Below are 21,449 nucleotides of genomic sequence, written 5' to 3' on the forward strand. Positions count from 1 at the left end.
GGCAAACGCAGACTTTAGGTGTGCGTCCGCACGGGCCTCAGCCGCCGGAGGCCTCCGAGGGGTGGGCGATCACCCGGTCGATCAGCCCGTACTCCTTGGCTTCGGCGGCGCTGAGGAAGTAGTCGCGGTCGGTGTCCTTGGTGACCTTCTCCAGGGACTGGCCGCACATCCCGGCCAGGGACTGGTTGAGCATGTCCTTGATGCGCAGGATCTCCCGCGCCTCGATCTCGATGTCGCTGGCCTGGCGCTGGCTGGTGCCGCCCAGGGGCTGGTGGATCATGATCCGGCTGTGGGGCAGGGCGAGCCGCTTGCCCTTAGTGCCGGCCGCCAGCAGGAAGGCGCCCATGGAGGCCGCCAGCCCGACGCAGATCGTCACCACGTCGGATTTGACGTACTGCATGGTGTCGTAGATCGCCAGGCCGGCGGTCACCGAGCCACCCGGCGAGTTGATGTACAGGTAGATCGGCTTGGAGCTGTCATCGGAGTCGAGGTACAGCATCTGGGCCACCAGGCTGTTGGCGATCCCGTCGGTCACCTCCTGGCCCAGGAACAGGATCCGCTCCACCCCGAGGCGGGTGTAGATGTCGACCCAGCGCTCGTACTGGCTGCCGGGGAGGCGGTAGGGAACGCTGGGGGTGCCGATGGGCATGGCGGGAAGGCTCCCGTTCGGAGCCGGAGAGAGGGAGGAGGTGGAGAGGGGTGGCCGGAGGCCGGGGGGCGGTGCTCAGCCCACCGGGGCGGGCGTCGGCAGGTCCTTGCGGCTGGTCAGCACCCGGTCGATCAGGCCGTAGGCCATGGCCTCCTCGGCGGTGAGGTAGGTCATGCGGTCGGAGTCGCGGGAGAGCTCATCGATGCTCTTGCCCGTGTTCTCCGAGAGGATCTCCAGCATGCTGTGCTTGTTGTGCAGCACTTCCTTCGCCCGGATCTGGATGTCGCTGGCCTGGCCGCGGGCACCGGAGCGGGGCTGGTGCAGCACGATCGAGGCGTGGGGCAGGGCGGCCCGCTGGCCCTTGGTGCCGGCCGAGAGGATCATGGCGGCGGTGCCCATGGCCTGGCCGATGCAGATGGTGTGCACGGGCGGCTTGACATAGCGCAGGGTGTCGCAGATGGCGAAGGCTTCGGTCTCGAAGCCGATCGCATCGCCCGAGTACCAGCTGGTGCCGGTGGAGTTGATGTAGAAGAAGATCGGCTTCTCCGGGTTGTCGAACTCCAGGTAGAGCAGCTGGGCAATGATCAGCTCGGTGACGTCGATGCCCATCTGGCGCTTGGCGTCGTCGTCGGAGAAGAGGGGCAGCCCCAGATAGACGATCCGCTCCTTGAGCAGCAGGGACGGCAGATCCGGCGGCGGTGTGCGCATCACCGCGGAATCGCCGTAATAGGGGGCCGACACCGTCATCCGCGCTCACCAGCAGTCGTGAGGCAGGAGCCTAGCCGGGGCCAGGAGGCTGGTGCTCCTGCAGGGCGACGGGTTTCCCGCCCTGCTTGTCGGCAGCCCGGCCGTTGCCCCGCTCGGCGGGCCGTTCGGGGCTGCGGTCGCAGCGGGCGAAGACCATGCGGCCGGTGGGGGTCTGCAGGGCGCCGGTGACGGTGACGGGCAGCCGCTCGCCGATGCGGCGCCGGGCATCCTCCACCACCACCATGGTGCCGTCCTCCAGGTAGCCGACGCCCTGGTCGGCCTCCTTGCCCTCACGCACGATCTTGAGCTGCAGGCCATCGCCCGGCTGCACCTCGGGCCGCAGGGCGATGACCAGTTCGCTGAGGTTCAGCACCCGCAGCTCCTGCACCTGGGCCACCTGGGCCAGGTTGAAGTCGGCGGTGAGCAGGGTGCCGCCGGTGTCGGCGGTGAGCTTGAGCAGTTTGTCGTCGGCACCGTTGCCGCTGTAGCGGGTGCTGTTGACCACCAGGCGGCGGCCGTAGTTCTCCCGCAGCTCGGTGAGCAGCTTCAGCCCCCGCCGCCCCTTGGCCCGCTTCTCACCGTTGGAGGAGTCGGCCAGGGCCTGGAGCTCATCGATCACGGCCTGGGCGACGATCACCTGACCCTCCAGGAGCCCGGAGGCCAGCAGGCCCCGGATGCGGCCGTCGATGATGACGCTGGTGTCGAGGATCTTGGCGGTCGCGGGCAGCAGCACCCCGTCGGCCACCAGCAGGGCCTCGGTGCTGGCCGGGTTGAACAGGCGCAGCAGGGTGCGGCCGTGCACCTCCGCCAGGTTGTACCCCAGCACCCCGAAGAAGACGTTGCTGAGCACCGCCGCCAGCGGCTTCACCAGCACCACTTCCCAGGGCAGGGGCAGCAGCAGGATCGGCGCCAGCAGCAGGTTGGCCACCAGCAGGCCCAGGATCAGGCCCACCGCCCGGCTGATCAGCAGGTCGGTGGGCATGCTGCGCACCTGGGCCATCAGGCGCCGCCGCAGCTGCTGGAAGAAGATGCCGGCGATCAGGCCGAAGAAGCCGCCGAAGCCCCCCATCACCGAACGCAGGCCCTCCTGGTTGGTCACCTCCAGCAGCAGCTGTTCCGGCAGCAGGTCAACCCCGAGCCAGCCGGTGGCTGCCCCTGAGATCAGGAACAGCAGCAAGATGAGGGTGTCCACCATGCTTCGAAGTCCCGACGCCTCGGCCGCCCGGCAGGTATGGAAAGAAGCTTGGCCGATCTTCCGCCGTTTGGGTCCCAGGGATTACCGCCCGTGATGGATCCCCGATCCGCCTACGTCCACATTCCCTTCTGTCATCGCCGCTGCTTCTACTGCGATTTCCCGGTGGTGCCCCTCGGCGACAGGGCCGATGGGGCCTCCTCCGGCTCCATCGCCGCCTACCTGCTTCTGCTGCACCGGGAGATCGCCGGCTCCCCGGCCGGCCCACCCCTGGCGACCGTCTACCTCGGGGGCGGCACCCCCTCGATGCTGACCGGCGCCCAGGTGGCCGGCATCCTGGAGGCGCTGGAGCGTCGCTACGGACTGGCGCCGGGGGCGGAGCTCAGCCTGGAGCTGGATCCGGCCAGCTTCGATGAGGACCGCCTGGCGGACTACCTGGCCGCCGGCATCAACCGGGTCAGCCTGGGGGGCCAGAGCTTCGATGACCGGGTGCTGGCGGACCTGGGCCGGCGCCACCGGGGGGTGGACCTGCGGGAGGCGGCCGGCTGGCTGCGCCAGGCCCGGCGCCGGGGGGAGCTGGCCAGCTGGAGCCTGGACCTGATCCAGGGGCTGCCCCGGCAGGGCCTGGGCCACTGGGACGGCCAGCTGGCCGAAGCCATCGCCCTGGAGCCCCCCCACCTGTCGGTGTACGACCTCAGCATCGAGCCGGGCACCGTCTTCGAGCGGCGTCTGGCCCTGGGGCAGCTCGAGCTGCCACCGGAGGATCTGGCCGCCGACCTGATGGACCTGACCTGGAGCCGGCTCAGTGCCGCCGGCTACGGCCACTACGAGGTGTCCAATTACGCCCTGCCCGGCCACGCCTCACGCCACAACCGCGTCTACTGGAGCGGTGCCGGCTGGTGGGGGTTCGGCATGGGCGCCACCGGCGCCCCCCGCGGTCGCCGCCGGGCCCATCCCCGCACCCGGGCCGGCTACGCCGAGGCGGTCGGCGCCGGGGAAGGGGGCGCGGCGCAGGGAGGCGTGCAGCCGGGGGGCGAGGAGGGGGAGGGCATGCCCTTCGACGAGCGCCTGATGGTGGGCCTGCGCTGCCGGGAGGGGGTGAACCTGGAGCGGCTCGCCCGCCAGGAGCGCCTGGCCCCCGCGCTCCTCGACGGGCTGCGGGCGCGGCTCGGGGACTATGAGCGGCGCGGCCTGCTGCGCGTCGAGGGGCCCCGCTGGCGGCTGGCGGATCCGCAGGGGCTGGCCCTCAGCAATGGGGTGCTGCGGGAGATGCTGGCCTGGTGGCAGGAGCTGGAACGGCCCTCGCCCCGGGCGCAGCCGGCCCCTGTTCCCTGACCCAGCGGCCCAGGACCTCCACCGCCAGGGCCCGGCCCTGCATCAGCGGCGGGCTGAAGGGGGGCTGGCGGGTGGTAAGCCCCAGCAGGTCGGCCGTCACCCGCACCTGGCCGTCGCAGCCGTCGCCGGCGCCGATGCCGATCACCGGCACCGCCAGCTCGCCGCTCAGCTCCGCGGCCAGCTCCGCCGGCACGTGCTCGAGCACCAGGGCGAAGCAGCCGGCCTCCTGCAGGGCCCGGGCCCGCCGCCGCAGCCGCTCCTGGCTGACCGGATCGCCGGCCTGGCGCCGGTAGCCCAGCTGGTGCACCGACTGGGGGGTCAGCCCCAGGTGGCCCATCACCGGAATGCCGCTGCGCACCATCCGGTCGATCACCGCCAGGGTCTCGGGTTCGGCGCCCTCCAGCTTGACCGCCACGGCGGGGGTCTCCTTCAGCACCCGGCCCGCCGCCGCCACGGCCGCATCGGCGCCGCACTGGTAGCTGAGGAAGGGGAGGTCGCAGATCAGCAGGGGCGGATCCTGGGGGGCCGCCGCCGCCAGGCCCCGGCCGGCGGCGCGGCAGTGGTGGAGCATCTCCTCGAGCGTCACCGGCAGGGTGGTGGCGTGACCGAGCACCACCATTGCCAGGGAGTCGCCCACTAGCACCGCATCCACCCCGGCGCCGGCCACCACGGCGGCGGAGAGGGCATCCCAGGCGGTGAGCACGGTGATCGGCAGGCCCGCCTGCTTGCGCCGTGTCAGATCAGCGGGTCGCAGGGGCACGGCACGGGGGATCGCAGGGGGCATTGCTAGCATCGACCCGACTCGGACCCACGCGGCTCTGACGCCCAAATCTGGTCAGGACCGGAAGGGAGCAGCCACACGGGATGCTCAGGGCAGGCGTGGATTCCGGGTCACCCTCTTCACAATGGCCCCCTTCAAGCCGCGCTGAACCATCGCCCTGACCGGCTTCGGGGCCAGCTTGTGGCTCAGTCGACCCGGTTCTGGCGGTTGATCAGGAAGGGCGGGATCATGGCTCCCCGCTCCTCCGGCGTGTGGGTGAGGGTGTCGGCGAAGCTGGCGGCGGGACGCTCCGGCCGGTAGTGACCGCCGCTCTGGAAGCCGGTGGCGATCACCGTGACGTGGATCTCCCCCTCCAGCGATTCGTCCACCACCGCCCCCACGATGATGTTGGCGTCGGGATCGACCACGTCGTAGATCACCTCCGAGGCGGTGGTCATGTCCTCCAGGGTCATGTCCTTGCCGCCGCTGATGTTGATGACGCAGCCGTTGGCCCCGTCGATGCGGGCCGACTCCAGCAGGGGGCTGCTCATGGCGGCCTGGGCCGCCTCGATGGCCCGGGAACGGCCGGAGCCCACGCCGATCCCCAGCAGGGCGGTGCCGGCATCGGCCATCACCGAGCGGATGTCGGCGAAGTCGACGTTCACCAGCCCGGGCCTGGTGATGATGTCGGTGATGCCCTTGACGCCCATCCGCAGCACATCGTCGGCGGCGCGGAAGGCCTCCTGGAGCGGCGCGCCGGCGATGGCGTCCCGCAGGCGGTCGTTGGGAATGATGATCAGGGTGTCGACATGCTCGGCCAGGCGGGCGATGCCCTCCTCCGCCTGGCGCAGCCGCTTGCGGCCCTCGAAGCCGAAGGGTTTGGTGACGATGCCCACGGTGAGGGCGCCGCACTCCTTGGCCACCTCGGCCACGATCGGCGCCGCGCCGGTGCCGGTGCCGCCGCCCATGCCGGCGGCGATGAAGACCAGGTCGGCCCCCTCCAGGGACTGCTGCAGGTCGGCCCGGGACTCCTCCGCCGCCTTCTGGCCGATCACCGGGTTGCCGCCGGCCCCCAGCCCCCGGGTGAGCTTCTGGCCCAGCTGGATGCGCTGGCCCGCCGCCGACTGCAGCAGGGCCTGGGCGTCGGTGTTGAGCACCCGGTAGCCCACCCCGTTGAGGTCGGTGGCGATCATCCGGTTGACCGCGTTGCTGCCGCCTCCCCCCACGCCGATCACCTCGATCCGGGCCGACTGGCTCGGGACGATCCCGTTGCTGCTGGGCGAGATCTGGCTCATCGCGTGGGGCTCCTGCGGGGACGAAAGATCGACGTGGTAAGGGCGGTCCTGATCGCGCGACATCGCGGGAGGGGGAGTGTGGCCGTTGATCTGCGGCTGCATTATGTCGGTGGCCAGCTCAGCCAGAGTTGCCGATAGATCACATTGGACCGAATCTCAGCAGGGCGCAACGGCCTGTGAGGATTGTCTGGCGGCCTGTGGGGGTGCCGCCGGCTCCAGCGGCGGTCTCACTGGGTGCCGGCGGGACGGGGCGCCGGGGCAGCGGGAGGTGCCGGCCGGGCCGCTGCGCCGCTTGCCCCCCGGGCCCCCAGGCTGAGCTCCGGCTGCTCCGGGTCGGTCAGGTCGATCAGCTGGGGCCGGGCGCCCTTCATGGTGGCCGGCAGGGTGCGGCTGAGGTGGGCGACCACCTCGAGTCGCCGGGGCAGCCGGGCGTCCGGGGGGCCCAGCCGCACCCGGCCCAGCTGGGTGGTGGTGAGCCAGAGGCTGCCGTCCGGCTCGAAGCGGATCTCCCTCAGGCCGGGGCCGAGCACCTCCCGTTCCTTGAGCACCTGGGCCAGCACGGCCCGGTGGCGGGCGTTCCAGCCGACCACCAGCAGGGACAGGTCCCCCTGGCTGCGGATGCCCATGTGCTGGCGGATGCTGATCCAGTTGCCGAGGCCGTCGACGAAGCCCATCTCCGGGCCGCGGTCGGTGCGCCGCACCGCCCGGGCCACCGCCTCCCGGTCCTTCAGCTCCACCCGCAGCCGCGGCGGCAGCATCAGCCGGCTCACCTTCACCTGCTCCACCGGCAGGGCCCCCATCAGGTCACTGGCCACCAGGCGGGGCTGGAGGCCCATCAGGGGCTGGGGAAAGCGCAGGCCCGCCGCTGCGATCACCTGGTCGCGGCTGACCACGGCGCTGCCGAGCACCTCCACCTGGTTCGGTTCCCGCAGGGTCCAGCCCTGCCGCAGCAGCACGTAGCCCAGGCCGACGGACATGGCGCTGAAGACCAGGATCCGCCACAGCTGGCGCAGCCGCTCGCTGCGGCGCTGACGGCGCAGTTCCTTGCGGCGCAGGACCCCTGGCGGCAGCGGAGCTCCCGGTGAGGGGGGGGCTCCCCGCGAAGAGGGGATCCGCTTCACAGCTCGCAGCGGGAGCGGGCCATGAGTTCATCCATCCAGGTGCGCGCCCGGCGGGCATCGGAGAAGGGCAGCTCCTCCTGCTGGCCGCCCCCCACCAGCCGCAGGCGGCAGGCCCCTTCGCTCTCCTCGGTCAGGGGGGCCTCCCCGGAGCTGAGGGAGAGCAGCTCGACCATTTCCAGCTGCTTGATGGTGAAGCGTCCCACCGGCTGGAAACTGCCGGCCACGAACCGGCTCCAGCTCAGCTCCCCGTCGACCAGCCGGGCGGCCCCGCAGCCGTCCAGCTTGGCGAGCTCGGCACCGCTGGCCCACTCGCGGAACAGCTGCTGGCGCCGCCGCTCGACCCAGCCGAGGGCCACCAGAAGCACAAAGGCGCCCAGCAGGGGCAGCCAGAGCAGGCCATGGATCACGGCGCCGTTCCTTCCACGTTCATCCGGAGCCCCGATCCTCCCGCGCCCAGCACCAATTGGTGCACCAGGTCGGGGAGAGGACATCCACTGGCTTCCCACAGCATCGGGTACATGCTCTGGCTGGTGAAGCCCGGCAGGGTGTTGATCTCGTTCAGCCAGAGATCGCCCGTGGCCTCGTCGTAGAAGAAGTCGACCCGGGCCAGCCCGCCGGCGTCCACCGCCCGGCAGGCGGCCAGCGCCATGGCCCGGGCCCGCTCGCTCACCGCCTCGTCCACGGGCGCGGGGATGACGGTGTGGCTGTGGCCTTCGCTGTACTTGGTCACGTAGTCGTACCAGTCGGCGTCGAAGCGGATCTCCCCCAGCACCGAGGCGCTGAGGCCGTCGCCCGGGCCCCCGGGCCGCCGCAGCACGGCGCACTCAAGCTCCCGGGCCTGGACGCCCTGCTCCACCACCAGGCGCCGGTCGAGGTCCGCGGCCAGCTCAAGACCCCGCAGCAGGCCGGCACGGTCGCTGGCCTTGCTGATGCCCACCGAGGAGCCCATGTTGGCCGGCTTGACGAAGCAGGGGTAGCCGAGGCTGCTCTCCAGCCGCTCCAGCAGGCCTTCCGGACCGCCGGCGGCGCCCAGCTCGTGGGCGGCGACGCAGGCGTAGGGCACCTGGGGCAGGCCGGCGGCGGCGAAGGCGGCCTTCATGGCCTGCTTGTCCATCCCCAGGGCCGATCCCAGCACCCCGGAACCCACGTAGGGCACCCCCATCAGGGTGAACAGTCCCTGGATCGTGCCGTCCTCCCCGTTGGGGCCGTGGAGCACCGGGAACCACACCTCGATCTCCAGGGCGCCCTCGGGAAAACCCCGGAAGCCCCCCGGCAGCGCCGCTCCCGGCAGATCCCCGGGCTCGGCCGGCACTCCCCGCTCCAGCACGGCGGTGGCCACGGCGCCGGGCCACCAGCGGCCGCCGCGATCGATGTAGAAGCTGCTGACCCGGTACCGCTCGCCATTGGCCCCGCTGCGCAGTCCCCGGAGCACGGTGCGGGCGGAGAGAATCGAGACGGCGTGCTCGCCGGAGGCCCCCCCGAACACCAGGCCGACGCGGGTGGGGGAGGGAGCCATCGGCACAGGGAAGAGGGCCAAACGTATCAGCGAATCCCGCCCCGGCCCAGGGGCCGGCCGCTGAGGCTGAACGGCCGCACCGTCTCGATCTCCACGTCCACCAGGTCGCCGGGGGCGAAGGGGCGGCCATCGCCGGGGTCGGCGGCGAAGAAGGTGAGCCGGTTGGTGCGCGTGCGACCCATCAGCTGGGCCGGGTCGCGGGGGTTGACCCCCTCGGCCAGCACCTGCTCCCGCCGCCCCAGGTAGCGGGCGCTGCGCTCCGTGGCCACCCGCTCCACCAGGGCGTTGAGCTCCTGGAGCCGTTCCACCTTCACCGCCTCCGGCAGCTGGTCGGGCCAGTCGGCCGCCGGCGTCCCCGGCCGCGGCGAGTAGGCGGCGGTGTTGACCTGGTCGAAGCCGATCGAGGCGATCAGCGCCAGGGTGCGGCGGAACTGGGCCTCGGTTTCGCCGGGGAAGGCCACGATCACATCGGCGCTGATGGCCGCATCGGGGAGGCGCTGGCGGATGCGATCAATGATCCGCCGGTAGCGCTCCACGGTGTAGCCCCGGGCCATGGCCCGCAGCACGTCGTCGTCGCCGCTCTGGAAGGGGATGTGGAAGTGCTCGCAGACCTTGGGCAGGTCGGCGCAGGCGTCGATGAGACGGTCGGTGAAGTAGCGGGGGTGGCTGGTGGCGAAGCGGATGCGCTCCAGGCCCCGCACATCGTGCACCGACCGCAGCAGATCGGTGAGGGTGTGGGCCCGCCGGCCCTCGGCGGTGATGCCCGGCAGGTCGCGGCCGTAGGCATCGATGTTCTGCCCCAGCAGGGTGACCTCCCGGTAGCCCCGGGCCGCCAGACCCTCCATCTCCAGCCGGATCGCCTCGGGCAGGCGTGACTGCTCCCGGCCCCGCACCGAGGGCACCACGCAGTAGGTGCAGTGCTCGTTGCAGCCGTAGATGACGTTCACCCAGGCGCAGACGGCGCTGTCCCGCCGGGCGGTGGTGATGTCCTCGAGGATGTGGTGCTCGTCGGTGGCCACCACCTGCTGGCCGGTCTCCACCCGGGTGAGCAGCGCCTCGAGGCGGTTGGCGTGCTGGGGGCCCATCACCAGATCCAGCTCCGGCACCCGCCGCAGCAGGGACTCCCCCTCCTGCTGGGCCACGCAGCCGGCCACCACGAGGGTGAGGCCGGGATTGGCCCGCTTGCGCTGGGCCTGCCGCCCCAGATAGCTGTAGACCTTCTGCTCGGCGTTGTCCCGGATCGTGCAGGTGTTGTAGAGCACCAGATCGGCGCTGTGCTCGTCGTTGCCGGGGGTGTACCCCATGGTTTCGAGGATGCCGGCCATGCGCTCGGAATCCGCCTTGTTCATCTGGCAGCCGAAGGTGGTGATCCAATAGCTGCCGCGCCGTGCCGACGGCGCCTGGTCGGCCTGGGGGCCGGAAACGGTGGCTGTCATGGGATCCAGTTTCCGCTATCGCCCCACCGGCGCCAACGCGGCGGCTGTGGCAGCGTGAACCTCCCGGCCCCTTTCTGGCATGCGCTGCCGCCTGAGCCGCTTTCCCCTCACCAAGGCGGTGCCCCTGGCCATCAGCCGCGGCACCACGGCCACTGTCGAGCATCTGCTGCTGGAACTCGAGCACGACGGCCTCACCGGCCGCGGCGAGACCGGCGGCTTCGACACCGGCCACCGGTCCTTCCGCAGCGACGACCTGGCCGCCGAGCTGGAGGCCGTCCTGCCGGCGCTCGAGAGCGTCACCCCGGAGCCGTTCCAGGCCCTCGCCCCGCTGCTGGAGACGCTGTCGCCCCCGGCCCGCTGCGCCGTCGATCTGGCCCTGCACGACTGGTGGGGGCAGCGGCTGGGCCAGCCCCTGTGGCGGCTCTGGGGCCTCGATGGGGGCGCGATCGTCCCCACCAGCGTGACCCTGGGGCTGGGCAGCGAGGCGGCGGTGCTGGAGCGGCTGGAGCGCTGGTGGCAGCAGCTGCCCGCCAGCCGCATCAAGCTCAAGCTCGGCAGCCCGGAGGGTCTCGACCACGACCGGGCCCTGGTGCGGGCGGTGGCCCGGGCGCTGGAGCGGCGCCGGCAGAGCCATGGGGTGGCCGGTGAGCTGCAGGTGGATGCCAACGGCGGCTGGACCCTGGAGCAGGCCCTGCCGATGCTGGGCTGGCTCGACGCCCAGGGGGTGGTGCTGGTGGAGCAGCCCCTGGCCCCCCTGGAGGATCCGGAGGCCGACTGCGCCGCCTTCGCCGCCCTGGAGCTCGACTGCCCCATCGCCCTGGTGGCCGACGAGAGCTGCTGGAACCTGGCCGATCTGGTGCGGCTCGCCCCCTACGTCGACGGGGTGAACATCAAGCTGCTCAAGAGCGGCGGGCTGGCGGAGGCCCTGCTGATGGCCAGGGCCGCGGGGCGCCTGGGCCTCGGGGTGATGCTCGGCTGCTACTCCGACAGCGCCCTGCTCAACGGGGCCGCCGCCCAGCTGCTGCCCCTGGTGCGCTGGCCGGACCTCGACAGCCACCTCAACCTGGTGGACGACCCGTTCGTGGGTCCGGCCCTGGTGGCCGACCGGCTGGTGCCCGGGGCGTCCCCGGGACTGGGGGTGGGCCTTGCTCGGCTCTGATGTCCCGATCGTGCTGCTGCAGCACGGTGGCCTCGACAACCTGAGCGGCAAGACGGGCCTGGCGATGCTGCGCTACCGCCACGGCCCGATCGTGGCGGTGGTGGACCCGGACCACCGCGGCGCCGACCTGCGGGCGCTCACCGGCATCGAGCGGGCCGTGCCGGTGGTGGGGTCCCTGGCGGAGGCCCTGCCCTTCGCCCCCCAGGTGGCGGTGGTGGGCCTCGCCCCCTCCGGCGGCCGGCTGCCGCCGGCCATGGGCGCCGACGTGGCGGCCGCCCTGGCGGCGGGGCTGTCGCTGGCCAGCGGTCTGCACAGCCGCCTGGCGGACGATCCGGCCCTGGCGGCCCTGGTGCGGCCGGGCCGCTGGATCTGGGATCTGCGCCGGGAGCCCCCCGGCCTGGGTGTCGGCAGCGGCCGGGCCGCGGCGCTGCCGGGCCGCCGGCTGCTGGCGGTGGGGACGGACATGTCGGTGGGCAAGATGAGCGCCTGCCTGGAGCTGCTGGCCGCCGCCCGGCGCCGCGGCCGCGATGCCCGCTTCGTCGGCACCGGCCAGGCCGGCATCCTGATCAGCGGCGGCGGTGTGGCCCTCGATGCCGTGCGCATCGACTACGCGGCCGGAGCGGTGGAGGCGGCGGTGCTGGCCGCCGCCGAGGGGGGCGGCCCGGACACCCTGGTGCTGGTCGAGGGGCAGGGTTCCCTCTGCCACCCCGGCTCGAGCGCCACCCTGCCCCTGATCCGCGGCAGCCAGCCCACCGATCTGCTGCTGGTGCACCGTGCCGGCCAGCGCACGATCCAGCGGCTGGCGGACTTCCCCCTCCCCCCCCTGCCCCAGGTGATCGCCGCCGTCGAGGCGCTGGCGGCCCTGGGCCGGCCGGCGGGATCCGCTCCGTCCCCCAGGGTGGCCGCCATCGCCCTGAACACCGCCCACCTGGACGGGCCCTCGGCGGCGGCGGCGCTGGCGGCCACTGCCAGGGAGACGGGACTCCCCTGTCTCGATCCGGTGCGGCAGGGTGGCGAGGCCCTGCTGGAGCTGCTGTTCAGCCAAGAAAGAAGCCCGACGCCGTAGCGCCGGGCCTGAAGGGCGAGCGAGGGGACTCGAACCCCCGAATGGTGGCGCCACAAGCCACTGCCTTAACCACTTGGCGACGCCCGCCGCGGTCTTTGCCAATGTATCAAGCGAGCCTGCCGGCCCCCCCCTCTTGCCACCGCCGACCACCGCCACCCGCACCGTTTCCGGCCTCCTGGGCCTCACCGCCGTCGCGGGGGGCCTGATCGGCCTTGCCGTCACCAACCCCGGCCCGGCGGCCTTCGAGGACTTCGCCGCCGAGAAGCTCACCGAACTGGCCAGCGAGGAGCTGTGCCGCAACGAGGGGCTGCCGCTGCTGGCCCGGTTGCTGATCCAGAACTGTCCGGAGCTGGTGCGCTCCCAGCGCAAGGTGCTGGGCCGCCTGGCCCGGGAGCATTCACGCCGTTACAACTTCGGCCTGCTGAGCATCTACGGCACCCGGCTGGGGGGTGAGAAGGTGCTGCCCAACTGGAGCATCCCCCGCTACGACGCCGTCACCCTGGCGATGGCGGGGCATTTCGTGCTCCTCAGCGCCGGTGAGAGCGCGCCCGGGAGTCCGATGCCGTGAGCGGGGCGCCGCCACCCGGCCGCCCGCCCCTTCCGCCCGGTCGCCTGCCAGCGATGCGGATCCCCAGGCTCCTGCTGGATCCCTGTCTTCCCCTGCCGGCCGCGGACGACCAGGGGCTGGTGACGGTGCGGCTGGAGCATGGCGACGGACGGATCCGCGCCATCCATGGGCTGGCCGCCGGCTCCGGCGGCGAGGGGGAGGGCGGCCCGGCGGCCCCCCTGGCGCTCACGCCGCTGGTGGAGCCCCATGCCCACCTCGACAAGGCCTTCAGCGGCGAGGCGTTCCCCAACCCCGAGGGGACCATGGCGGGCGCCATGGCGGCGAACGGCCGGGAGGCGGCCGTCCGGCAGGCCGAGGCGGTGCGGCGGCGGGGGGAGCGGGCCCTGGATCAGGCCTGGCGCTACGGCCTGCGGGCGATCCGCAGCCACATCGACAGCCTCGGCCCCTGGGCCTCCCCCAGCTGGGAGGTGCTGCTGGAGCTGCGCGACCGCTGGCGCGGCCGGGTGGAGCTGCAGCTGGTGGCCCTGGTGCCGGTGGGCCACTGGCGCAGCGCCGAGGGGGAGGCCTTCGCCGCCTGGGTCGCCGCCCGCGGCGGCCTGCTGGGGGGGGTGCTCGGTGCCCCCTTCCGCTCCACACCGGCCGACCGGGCCGGCCTGCTGGCCCTGCTGCGACTGGCGGAGCGCCTCGGCTGCGGGGTGGATCTGCACGTCGACGAGAGTGCCGACGACCACGGTCGGGGCGTGGCCCTGGTCAGTGAGCTGCTGCTGCGGCACCGCATCGCGGTGCCGCTTACCTGCAGCCACGCCAGCAGCATGGGCCTGCTGGCCGACCGGCCCTGCCGCCGCCTGGCGGAGGCGATGGCGGCCGCGGCGGTGGGGGTGGTGGCCCTGCCCAGCACCAATCTCTGGCTGCTGGCCAAGCACCATCGCCGCACCCCGTCCCTGCGGCCCCAGGCCCCGATCCGCCAGCTGCAGGAGGCCGGCGTGACCGTGGCCGTGGGGGCCGACAATGTCCAGGACCCCTGGTTTCCGGGGGGGGATTTCGATCCCATCGCCCTGCTGCGCTTCAGCCTGGCCGCCAGCCACCTGATGCCCTGGCGTCGCCTGGGGCTCAGCCCCTTCAGCACCGCTGCGGCCCAGCTGCTCGGCCTGGAGTGGGACGGGGTGCTGCGGGAGGGGGCTCCGGCCGATCTCGTCGTGCTGGGGGCCACCTCCTGGACCGAACTGCTGGCCCGCCCCCCCCGGCGGCGGGTGCTGCGGGCCGGCCACTGGCTGGATCCGCCCCCCTGCGAAGACCCCTGCCCACCCCTGGCCGCCTGCCATGCCTGACACCGCCTTTCCGGGGAAGCTCCCCGCAGCGCCCGATCCGGCACGGATCCAGGCCCTGGCCGCCGAGCTCGCCGCCAGCGGCCTGGGCCTGACCCCGATCCTCACCGCGGCGGAGCTGGGCCGGCTCTCGGCCGACTTCCACGACTATTCCCCCGTCCTGGAGCCGCTGCTGAAGGGCCGCCGTGCCCAGCTGGCGGTGAAGGTGGAGCGTGTGGAGCAGGTGATGGCGGTGGCCGGGGCCTGCGCCCGCCACCGGGTGCCGCTGACCGTGCGGGGCGCCGGCACCGGCAACTACGGCCAGTGCGTGCCCCTGGCCGGGGGCCTGGTGCTCGATATCGGCGGCCTGAACCGGCTGCGCTCGGTGGAGGCCGCCACCGGCATGGTGGAGGCGGAATGCGGCTGCACCCTGGCCCACCTGGATGGCCAGCTGATGGCCCACGGCCGGGCCCTGCGGATGGTGCCCAGCACCTACCGCAGCGCCACCCTCGGGGGCTTCATCGCCGGGGGATCGGGCGGCCTGGGGTCCCTGCGCTGGGGCTTCCTGCGGGATCCGGGCCACCTGCTGGGGCTCGAGGTGGTGACGCTGGAGGCCGAGCCGCGGCTGCTGCGGCTTGACGCCGCCGCCAGTGCGCCCCTCAACCACGCCTACGGCACCAACGGCATCATCACCGCCCTGCGGCTGGCCAGCACCGAAGCCGTGGCCTGGGAGCAGCTGGTGGTGGGGTTCGACCGCTGGCAGGAGGCCCTGGAGGCATCCCGGACTCTGCCCACCACCGCCCTGCTGCTCAACGCCCTCTGCCTGCTGGAGGCCCCGGTGGCGGCGGCCATGCCCTGGCCCGCCGGCTGCCCCGCCGCCGGTGCCGGCGAGCACCGGCTGCTGCTGCATGCCGCCCCCGACAGCCTCGAGGCCCTGCCGGGCTGGCTGGCGGCCCGGGGCGGCCGGATCCTCTGGCAGGGCCGTCGGCCGGAGCCCGGTCGGGGGCGGGGCCTGCCCCTGGGGGAGCTCACCTGGAACCACACCACCCTGCACTGGCGGGCCCAGGCACCGGACTGGACCTACCTGCAGCTGCTGCTGCCCCGGCCGGAGGCGCCCCTGCTGGAGGCCGTGCGCGAGCGCTGGGGCACCGACGTGCTCTGGCACCTGGAGGCGGTGCGCCACCTGGGGGCGCCCCGCCTGACGGCCCTGCCCCTGGTGCGCTGGCGGGGGCCCGAGGCCCTGGCCGACCTCGTCGCCCAGTGCCGCGCGCTGGGGGCGGTGCCCTTCGATCCCCACGTGATCACCGTCGAGGATGGCGGCCTGGGGGTGGTGGACGCCGATCAGGTGGCGGCCAAGGCCGCCTTCGACCCGGCCGGACTGATGAACCCGGGCAAGCTGCGGGGCTGGACGGGCTAGGGAACGCCCCGTGCAAGATCAGCGGCAGTCGAGGCTCAGGCGGGTGTCGGCGCCGGTCACCGGGTTGGTGCCCCGGGCCTGGCGGCAGAGGTTGCGCTGGTCCACCCGGTCGAGCAGGGCATCGGTGAAGTCCGCATCGGTCACCGTGGCGCCGGTGAAGTTGCTGCCGGAGGCGATCGCTCCCCGCAGCACCGCGCCGGTGAGGTCGGTGCCGCTCATGTCCACCTTGTCCATCAGGGCGTCGCTGAGATCGGCGCCATGGAAGTCGGCCTCCGGGAAGGCGGCCTGGGTGAGGATCGCGCCGTGCAGATCCGCGTCCCGGAAGCGGGCCTGGCGGCCCGTGGCCCCGGCGAAGGAGCTGCCGGCCAGCTGCTGGCCGCTGAAGTCCTTGCCGCTCTGGTTGGTGAGGGTGTAGTCCACCCGGTCCTGGAAGTCGGCGAGGGCGCCGGAGGGGGCCAGCAGCAGCAGGCCCAGCAGCAGGCCCAGCAGCGGGACGGCCAGCCACAGGCCCGGCCGGCGGGGGCTGCCCGCGGGCGGGGGGGCATCGGAGGCGGGGGCCGTCGTCATGGACCGGGGCTGCCGGGGACCCCTCCAGGCTGGCCCGCCCCGGGGACTTCGTCAGCCTCGGGGGCGTCGAACAGGGGCAGCACGGCCCCCAGCAGGAACAGGGAGCCGGCCACCACCGGCAGCGGCCCGGCTGGCAGCAGGCTGTCCAGTCCGGCGGCCAGGCTGCCGGCCGGCTCGAGCTGGTCGGCCTTCCCCGGACAGGCGGCCGCCAGCTCCTCCAGTGTCCAGCTGACATGCTCCGGCACCGCCACCACCGCCGCCCGATCGCCGGGGCGCAGCAGCTGCTCCAGCATCACCGCCCCCTCCTTGTGGCGCTGGATGCCCAGCAGCCAGCGGCGCGGCCCAGCCTCAAGCCGGTCGAGTTCGCGGCGCAGGGCGGCCGCCGCCGGGGGATTGTGGGCCCCATCGATCAGCAGCTCGCGGCCCCGCCAGCGGTGCCGCTCCAGCCGACCGGGCCAGCGGGCCGCCGCCAGGCCGGCCCGGATGGCCGCCGCGTCCAGGGGCGTGCCGGCCAGGGGGCCGTCCGGGGCGGTCAGGGCCCGGGCCATGGCCACCGCCACGGCGCCGTTGTGGCGTTGCAGCTCCCCCGCCAGCCCCAGGTGGGGCCCGCCGTCGGCCACGGCGGGCAGGGGCTCCAGCCACTGCAGGCTGGCGCCGCGCTGGCGTGCCTCCGCCTCCAGCACCCGGCGGGCCTCGGGCTCCTGGGCGGCGCTGAAGGCCCGGCAGCCCGGTCCCATCACGGCGGCCTTCTCGGCGGCGATGGCGGCCAGGGTGTCGCCGAGGTGTTCGCGGTGGTCGAGGCCGATGGTCCCGAAGCCGATCACGGGGCGGTGGGGGTGGGCGGTGGTGGCATCGAGCCGACCCCCCAGGCCCACCTCCAGCACCGCCAGATCCACCCGCTCACGGGCGAAGTGATCGAAGGCCGCCGCCGTGATCAGCTCGAAGGGGGTGAGCCGGTGGCGGCGGCCGATGGGCTGCCAGCGGGCCAGGTCGTCCCGCAGGCTGGCGGGGGGGATCCAGGCGTCATCGACCTGGATGCGCTCGCACCAGCTCACCAGGTGGGGGGAGCGGTAGGTGCCCACATGCACGCCGGCGGCCCGCAGGATCGCGTGCAGGAAGGTGCAGATCGAGCCCTTGCCGTTGGTGCCGGCCACCTGGGCGGCCGCGAAGCGCCGCTCCGGGTGGTCCCCCTCGGCCAGGGCCCCGGCCAGCCGCTCCAGGCCCAGGTCGACGCCGCGGCGGGCGAAGGGTTGGAGCAGGTCGCCCAGGTCGACCGGGGGGGGCAGCAGCGGGGACGGCACGGACGGAGGGATCAGGCCAGGCTGCGCAGGGCCTTCTCCAGGCGCTTCACCGCCTTGCGCAGGTGCCGGGGCCTGATCACCAGCGGCGGCACGAACCGGACCACCCCCGGGCCGGCCGGCACCAGCAGCAGGCCCTCCGCCATGGCCGCCTTGACGATCTCCGGAGCCGTGGGTCCGCCCTCGCTCAGCACCAGGCCCCGCAGCAGGCCCCAGCCGCGCTCGCCGGCCAGCTGCCCGGGGTGCCGGGCCACCAGCTCCTGGAGCAGGGACTGGAGCAGGGCACCGTGGGCGGCCACCTTCTCCAGCAGGCCCCGGCGTTCGATCTCCTCGATCACCGTGAGGCCGGCGCGGCAGGCGAAGGGGTTGCCGCCGAAGGTGCTGGCGTGGTCGCCGGGGCGGAAGTGGTCGGCCGCGGCCTTCACCGCCAGGGCGCCGATGGGGATGCCGCCGCCCAGGCCCTTGGCCATGGTCAGGGCGTCGGGCTCGACCCCGAGCTGTTGGTAGCCCCACCAGTGGCCGCTGCGGCCGACGCCGATCTGCACCTCATCGAAGATGAGCAGGATCCGGTGGGCATCGCAGAGCTCCCGCACGCGCCGGAAGAAGGCCGGATCGCCGGGGTTGACCCCGCCCTCGCCCTGGATCGGCTCGAGCAGCACGGCCGCCACCCGGGGCCCATCGGCCTCACAGGAGGCCAGCAACGCTTCGAAGGCGGCCGTGTCGTTGTAGGGGAAGTAGCGGAAGCCCGACACCATGGGCTCGAACCCCTGGTGGTACTTGGGCTGGCCCGTGGCGGTCACCGCCGCCAGGGTGCGGCCGTGGAAGCTGGCCTCGGCGGTGAGAATCAGCGGATCGGCGATGCCGCGCACCTGGTGACCGTGCTTGCGGGCCAGCTTGATGGCGGCCTCGTTGGCCTCGGCGCCGGAATTGCAGAAGAAGACCCGGTCGGTGCAGCTGCGGGCGGTGATCGCCGCGGCCAGGGCCTCCTGCTCCGGAATCCGGTAGAGGTTGGAGACGTGCTGGAGCCGGCCCAGCTGCCGGCAGAGTCGCCGCTGCAGCACCGGATCGCTGTGGCCCAGGGTGCACACGGCGATGCCGGCCACCATGTCGAGATAGCGCCGTCCCTGGTCATCCCAGAGCCAGACGCCGCGGCCCCGGCTCAGCGCCAGGGGATAGCGGCCGTAGGTGTCCATCACCGGAGCGACCAGCGGCGCCACGGGTGCGGGCTCGATGGGAGCGGTGGGACTCGAACCCACATGCCCGAAGGCGCTCGATTTTGAGTCGAGTCCGTCTACCAATTCCGGCACGCTCCCGAAGGGTGGACTCTAGGCGGCGGCGGTGGGCAGCCTGCGGATCGAGGCGCCGGCGGCGTTGAGCTTGCCCTCCAGATCGGCGTAGCCCCTGTCGAGGTATTCCAGGCCCCGCACGGTGGTGATGCCGTCGGCGGCCAGGCCGGCGAGCACCATGGCGGCGGAGGCGCGCAGGTCGGTGCCGTGGACGGGGGCGCCGCTGAGGCGGGCCACCCCCTCCACGCAGGCGGTGTTGCCCTGCATGCGGATCGAGGCGCCCATGCGCTGCAGTTCGGCCACGTGCTGGAGGCGGTTCTCGAAGATGTTCTCCACCACCATGCTGGTGCCCTCGGCGGTGGCCAGCAGGGCCATGAACGGGGCCTGGAGATCGGTGGGGAAGCCGGGGAAGGGTTGGGTGCGCAGATCCACCGCTCGCACCTTGCTGGCGGTGAGGATCAGGCCCTGGCCGTCGGCCTCGATGCGGCAGCCCGCTTCCTCAAGCTTGGTGATCACGGCACCGAGGTGCTCGGGCAGGGCGGGGAACACCCGCAGCCGGGAGCGGGTGATGGCGCCCGCCAGCAGGAAGGTGCCCGCCTCGATGCGGTCGGGGATGACGGCGTAGTCGGCCCCGTGCAGCCGCTCCACCCCGACGATGGTGATCGTGGGAGTGCCGGCGCCGCGCACCTTGGCCCCCATGGCCAGCAGCAGCCGGGCCAGGTCGATCACCTCCGGCTCCTGGGCGGCGTTGTCGATCACCGTCTCGCCGTCGGCGAGGGCCGCCGCCATCATCAGGGTCTCGGTGGCGCCGACGCTGGGGCAGTCGAGGTGGATGTGGCCGCCGGTGAGGCGGCGCTGGCGGCCTGGCACGACGGCGGTGACCACGCCGTGCTCGATGGTGACCTGGGCGCCGAGGGCCTTGAGTCCCTTGACGTGCTCCACGACGGGGCGGGTGCCGATCTGGCAGCCGCCGGGCAGGGGCACCTGGGCCATCCCCATGCGGGCCAGGAGGGGGCCGATGCAGAAGAAGCTGGCCCGCAGGCTGTTGACCAGTTCATAGGGGGGGGCGGCCGTGGTGATGTGGTCGCCGTGGAGGACGATCGCGTCGCCACCGCGCTGCACCCGCACGCCCAGGGCCGAGAGGATTTCCCCCATGGCCGTGATGTCGGTCAGGGGAGGCACGTTGCTGAGCCGCAGGCCGTCCTCGGTGAGCAGGCAGGCGGCCATCAGCACCAGGGCCGAATTCTTGGCGCCGCTGACCCGCAGCTCCCCGTCCAGACGCCGTCCACCACTGATCTCCAGCCTGGTGCCGGCGATGGCCTTGACAGGCATGGGGGATACGGTCATGGACAGGAGTCCTGGTATCAATTTCGGGGGCATCTTGACAACGAATGATCCCGTCGTCTAGGGGGTCGCCGCTCAAACTGTCTTGCTGCCCCGTGTCGCCGTCATCCCGAGGGGAGGGCTGCCGGTGATGATTTATGCTCCATCCAGCGCCGCGGCCTCCGCGGCGGCTAAACGCCCGCGGATGTGGCGGAATTGGTAGACGCGCTAGTTTCAGGTACTAGTGGCAGCAATGTCGTGGGAGTTCAAGTCTCCCCATCCGCATCACTTTTATGATTGTCCTCAAGATCACCAACGCTTCCGACGTCGTTGCCGCGAACATCGGCAGGTTTTTGGAGCGATTGACTCCGGACGAGTACGACCAGACCAAGGTGGAGGACATCGTGATCGATCGCCTGGTGGCGAACCTCAAGGCGGAGGGCATCCGGGGTGAGGTGGCGGCCTTCAAGGGGCTTGACTTCAGCGATGACGACCTGGTCATCCACGATCAACTCAAGCTCCGGCGCCGCAAGACGATCTGACATCCCCGGGTCCCTCCCCTGACCACGGCGGCCTGTCCCCGGGCAGTGAGCCGATCCGCAGCGTCCGCAACCCCCTCGTCCAGGCCCTGCGGCGCCTGCACCGGCCCAGTGGCCGAAAGGAGCAGGGCCTGATCCTGCTGGAGGGCACCCACCTGCTCCAGGAGGCCCTGGGGCTGGGCCTGCGGCCCCGCCAGCTGCTGGCCACCGCCGACTGGCTGGCCCGCCACGGCGCCCTGCTGGAGCGGTTGCCGGATCCGGGCCGGCTGCGGCTCGCCAGCCCCGAGGTGCTGGCCGCCGCCGCCACCACCGGCCACCCCGACGGGGTGCTGCTGACCCTGGAGGCCGCCGACCTGCCCGCCCCGGCGGCGACGCCGCCGGACTTTGTCCTGGTCCTCGACCGGCTCCAGGATCCAGGCAACCTGGGCACCCTGCTGCGTACGGCACTGGCGGCGGGGGTGGAGCAGGTGTGGCTGGCCGAGGGGGCCGACCCCCTGCAGCCCAAGGTGCTGCGCGCCTCCAGCGGCGCGGCCCTGGCCCTGCCGATCGAGCGGCTGGCGGCCACCGACCTGCCCGGCCGCCTGGTCGCGGCCCGGGAGCGGGGCGTGCAGCTGGTGGCGGCGGTGGTGCCCGAGGCGGGCGGCGCCGCCCAGCCCTACTGGGAACTGGACTGGTGCCGCCCCACGGCCCTGTTGCTGGGCAATGAGGGGGCGGGGCTGGCCCCGGCGCTGGCCCGGCTGGCCGACCGGCGGGTGACGATCCCCCACAGCCCGGCGGTGGAGTCCCTGAATGTGGCGGCGGCGGCCGCTCTGCTGCTGCTGGAGCGCCCCCGCCAGGCCCACGGCCGGCCCGGGGCCTGACAGGGGAGAAT

Annotated in this window: 21 protein-coding genes, 3 tRNA genes and 1 other RNA gene; 10 read left to right on the forward strand and 15 right to left on the reverse strand. The window is 73.1% G+C overall.

Annotated elements, in window-relative coordinates; genetic code table 11:
• Positions 1–37 precede the first annotated feature (37 nt).
• From L107_RS00385 to L107_RS00395, 3 genes are all read right to left on the reverse strand, one after another.
• Positions 38–649 (reverse strand): ATP-dependent Clp protease proteolytic subunit, encoded by a 612-nt coding sequence (locus L107_RS00385; protein WP_094587343.1) that lies wholly within the window; start codon positions 647–649, stop codon positions 38–40.
• Positions 650–724: 75 nt separating this feature from the next.
• Positions 725–1,396 (reverse strand): ATP-dependent Clp protease proteolytic subunit, encoded by a 672-nt coding sequence (locus L107_RS00390; RefSeq protein ID WP_159815932.1) that lies wholly within the window; start codon positions 1,394–1,396, stop codon positions 725–727.
• Positions 1,397–1,427: 31 nt separating this feature from the next.
• Entirely contained in the window at positions 1,428–2,591 is a 1,164-nt protein-coding gene (locus L107_RS00395) for a PIN/TRAM domain-containing protein (protein WP_159815933.1), read from the reverse strand.
• A gap of 93 nt (positions 2,592–2,684) precedes the next feature.
• Here L107_RS00395 and hemW point away from each other — a divergent pair, with 93 nt between their 5' ends.
• Positions 2,685–3,923, forward strand: coding sequence for a radical SAM family heme chaperone HemW (hemW, locus tag L107_RS00400; RefSeq protein WP_159815934.1), 1,239 nt, complete (start codon positions 2,685–2,687; stop codon positions 3,921–3,923).
• Here hemW and panB read toward each other — a convergent pair.
• Entirely contained in the window at positions 3,835–4,677 is an 843-nt protein-coding gene (panB, locus tag L107_RS00405) for a 3-methyl-2-oxobutanoate hydroxymethyltransferase (RefSeq protein ID WP_159816076.1), read from the reverse strand. The genes hemW and panB overlap by 89 nt on opposite strands.
• 45 nt (positions 4,678–4,722) lie before the next feature.
• On the opposite strand from panB, the gene ffs reads away from it, so the two are divergent.
• An RNA gene (gene ffs, locus L107_RS00410) (signal recognition particle sRNA small type) lies at positions 4,723–4,819 on the forward strand.
• A gap of 70 nt (positions 4,820–4,889) precedes the next feature.
• On the opposite strand, the gene ftsZ is transcribed toward ffs, so the two are convergent.
• From ftsZ to miaB, 5 genes are all read right to left on the reverse strand, one after another.
• Complete coding sequence (gene ftsZ / locus L107_RS00415) at positions 4,890–5,978, reverse strand: cell division protein FtsZ (RefSeq protein ID WP_015108978.1); 1,089 nt, start codon at positions 5,976–5,978, stop codon at positions 4,890–4,892.
• A gap of 227 nt (positions 5,979–6,205) precedes the next feature.
• A complete protein-coding gene (locus tag L107_RS00420; RefSeq protein ID WP_159815935.1) occupies positions 6,206–7,099 on the reverse strand; it encodes a cell division protein FtsQ/DivIB in 894 nt (297 codons plus the stop codon).
• Positions 7,096–7,506 (reverse strand): hypothetical protein, encoded by a 411-nt coding sequence (locus tag L107_RS00425; protein ID WP_159815936.1) that lies wholly within the window; start codon positions 7,504–7,506, stop codon positions 7,096–7,098. The genes L107_RS00420 and L107_RS00425 overlap by 4 nt, the downstream gene beginning before the upstream one ends.
• A complete protein-coding gene (locus tag L107_RS00430; protein ID WP_159815937.1) occupies positions 7,503–8,615 on the reverse strand; it encodes a D-alanine--D-alanine ligase family protein in 1,113 nt (370 codons plus the stop codon). Before L107_RS00430 ends, L107_RS00425 begins: the two co-directional genes overlap by 4 nt.
• A 26-nt stretch (positions 8,616–8,641) precedes the next feature.
• Positions 8,642–10,051, reverse strand: coding sequence for a tRNA (N6-isopentenyl adenosine(37)-C2)-methylthiotransferase MiaB (miaB, locus tag L107_RS00435; RefSeq protein WP_159815938.1), 1,410 nt, complete (start codon positions 10,049–10,051; stop codon positions 8,642–8,644).
• 79 nt (positions 10,052–10,130) lie between these two features.
• Between miaB and L107_RS00440 the strand changes: the two genes are divergently transcribed.
• Both L107_RS00440 and L107_RS00445 read left to right on the forward strand, forming a co-directional pair.
• Complete coding sequence (locus tag L107_RS00440; protein WP_159815939.1) at positions 10,131–11,210, forward strand: dipeptide epimerase; 1,080 nt, start codon at positions 10,131–10,133, stop codon at positions 11,208–11,210.
• Positions 11,197–12,276: a DUF1611 domain-containing protein gene (locus L107_RS00445; protein WP_159815940.1), complete on the forward strand. Its 1,080-nt coding sequence runs from the start codon at positions 11,197–11,199 to the stop codon at positions 12,274–12,276. The genes L107_RS00440 and L107_RS00445 overlap by 14 nt, the downstream gene beginning before the upstream one ends.
• 14 nt (positions 12,277–12,290) lie before the next feature.
• Here the strand turns inward: L107_RS00445 and L107_RS00450 are convergent.
• A tRNA-His gene (locus L107_RS00450) sits at positions 12,291–12,363 on the reverse strand.
• A 46-nt stretch (positions 12,364–12,409) separates the two neighbouring features.
• On the opposite strand from L107_RS00450, the gene L107_RS00455 reads away from it, so the two are divergent.
• From L107_RS00455 to L107_RS00465, 3 genes are read left to right on the forward strand one after another with little or no spacing between them, the layout of a single operon-like run.
• Complete coding sequence (locus L107_RS00455; protein ID WP_106220594.1) at positions 12,410–12,844, forward strand: DUF4359 domain-containing protein; 435 nt, start codon at positions 12,410–12,412, stop codon at positions 12,842–12,844.
• 53 nt (positions 12,845–12,897) lie between these two features.
• Entirely contained in the window at positions 12,898–14,172 is a 1,275-nt protein-coding gene (locus L107_RS00460) for an amidohydrolase family protein (RefSeq protein WP_159815941.1), read from the forward strand.
• Entirely contained in the window at positions 14,165–15,565 is a 1,401-nt protein-coding gene (locus tag L107_RS00465; RefSeq protein ID WP_159815942.1) for an FAD-binding oxidoreductase, read from the forward strand. The genes L107_RS00460 and L107_RS00465 overlap by 8 nt, the downstream gene beginning before the upstream one ends.
• A gap of 18 nt (positions 15,566–15,583) precedes the next feature.
• Here the strand turns inward: L107_RS00465 and L107_RS00470 are convergent, their stop codons facing one another.
• The 5 genes from L107_RS00470 to murA all read right to left on the reverse strand — a co-directional run bounded on the left by L107_RS00470 (position 15,584) and on the right by murA (position 20,048).
• On the reverse strand, positions 15,584–16,132 hold the full coding sequence (locus L107_RS00470; RefSeq protein WP_159815943.1) for a pentapeptide repeat-containing protein: 549 nt from the start codon (positions 16,130–16,132) through the stop codon (positions 15,584–15,586).
• Positions 16,129–17,433, reverse strand: a complete 1,305-nt coding sequence (locus tag L107_RS00475; protein ID WP_159815944.1) for a folylpolyglutamate synthase/dihydrofolate synthase family protein — start codon at positions 17,431–17,433, stop codon at positions 16,129–16,131. Before L107_RS00475 ends, L107_RS00470 begins: the two co-directional genes overlap by 4 nt.
• An 11-nt stretch (positions 17,434–17,444) precedes the next feature.
• Positions 17,445–18,623, reverse strand: a complete 1,179-nt coding sequence (locus tag L107_RS00480; protein ID WP_159816077.1) for an aspartate aminotransferase family protein — start codon at positions 18,621–18,623, stop codon at positions 17,445–17,447.
• A 38-nt stretch (positions 18,624–18,661) separates the two neighbouring features.
• Positions 18,662–18,743 (reverse strand) — tRNA-Leu (locus L107_RS00485).
• Positions 18,744–18,755: 12 nt separating this feature from the next.
• Positions 18,756–20,048 carry a UDP-N-acetylglucosamine 1-carboxyvinyltransferase gene (gene murA, locus L107_RS00490; RefSeq protein WP_219904114.1) on the reverse strand — a complete coding sequence of 431 codons (1,293 nt, stop codon included), beginning with the start codon at positions 20,046–20,048 and terminating at the stop codon, positions 18,756–18,758.
• Positions 20,049–20,240: 192 nt separating this feature from the next.
• Between murA and L107_RS00495 the strand changes: the two genes are divergently transcribed.
• The 3 genes from L107_RS00495 to L107_RS00505 all read left to right on the forward strand — a co-directional run bounded on the left by L107_RS00495 (position 20,241) and on the right by L107_RS00505 (position 21,438).
• Positions 20,241–20,324 (forward strand) — tRNA-Leu (locus L107_RS00495).
• 8 nt (positions 20,325–20,332) lie between these two features.
• Entirely contained in the window at positions 20,333–20,581 is a 249-nt protein-coding gene (locus L107_RS00500) for a hypothetical protein (RefSeq protein WP_159815945.1), read from the forward strand.
• Positions 20,582–20,613: 32 nt separating this feature from the next.
• On the forward strand, positions 20,614–21,438 hold the full coding sequence (locus L107_RS00505) for an RNA methyltransferase (RefSeq protein ID WP_159816078.1): 825 nt from the start codon (positions 20,614–20,616) through the stop codon (positions 21,436–21,438).
• Positions 21,439–21,449 lie beyond the last annotated feature (11 nt).

Source organism: Cyanobium sp. Copco_Reservoir_LC18, assembly GCF_009834675.1.
In the GTDB taxonomy this organism is placed as follows: Bacteria; Cyanobacteriota; Cyanobacteriia; order PCC-6307; family Cyanobiaceae; genus Cyanobium; species Cyanobium minutissimum.

Bases quoted from the DNA above. Each gene is read 5' to 3' on its own strand.
- L107_RS00385 (WP_094587343.1), bottom strand. From the start codon at position 649: ATGCCCATCGGCACCCCCAGCGTTCCCTACCGCCTCCCCGGCAGCCAG.
- L107_RS00390 (WP_159815932.1), bottom strand. From the start codon at position 1,396: ATGACGGTGTCGGCCCCCTATTACGGCGATTCCGCGGTGATGCGCACA.
- L107_RS00395 (WP_159815933.1), bottom strand. From the start codon at position 2,591: ATGGTGGACACCCTCATCTTGCTGCTGTTCCTGATCTCAGGGGCAGCC.
- hemW (WP_159815934.1), top strand. From the start codon at position 2,685: ATGGATCCCCGATCCGCCTACGTCCACATTCCCTTCTGTCATCGCCGC.
- ftsZ (WP_015108978.1), bottom strand. From the start codon at position 5,978: ATGAGCCAGATCTCGCCCAGCAGCAACGGGATCGTCCCGAGCCAGTCG.
- L107_RS00430 (WP_159815937.1), bottom strand. From the start codon at position 8,615: ATGGCTCCCTCCCCCACCCGCGTCGGCCTGGTGTTCGGGGGGGCCTCC.
- miaB (WP_159815938.1), bottom strand. From the start codon at position 10,051: ATGACAGCCACCGTTTCCGGCCCCCAGGCCGACCAGGCGCCGTCGGCA.
- L107_RS00440 (WP_159815939.1), top strand. From the start codon at position 10,131: ATGCGCTGCCGCCTGAGCCGCTTTCCCCTCACCAAGGCGGTGCCCCTG.
- L107_RS00460 (WP_159815941.1), top strand. From the start codon at position 12,898: ATGCGGATCCCCAGGCTCCTGCTGGATCCCTGTCTTCCCCTGCCGGCC.
- L107_RS00465 (WP_159815942.1), top strand. From the start codon at position 14,165: ATGCCTGACACCGCCTTTCCGGGGAAGCTCCCCGCAGCGCCCGATCCG.
- L107_RS00470 (WP_159815943.1), bottom strand. From the start codon at position 16,132: ATGACGACGGCCCCCGCCTCCGATGCCCCCCCGCCCGCGGGCAGCCCC.
- L107_RS00480 (WP_159816077.1), bottom strand. From the start codon at position 18,623: ATGGACACCTACGGCCGCTATCCCCTGGCGCTGAGCCGGGGCCGCGGC.
- murA (WP_219904114.1), bottom strand. From the start codon at position 20,048: ATGCCTGTCAAGGCCATCGCCGGCACCAGGCTGGAGATCAGTGGTGGA.
- L107_RS00500 (WP_159815945.1), top strand. From the start codon at position 20,333: ATGATTGTCCTCAAGATCACCAACGCTTCCGACGTCGTTGCCGCGAAC.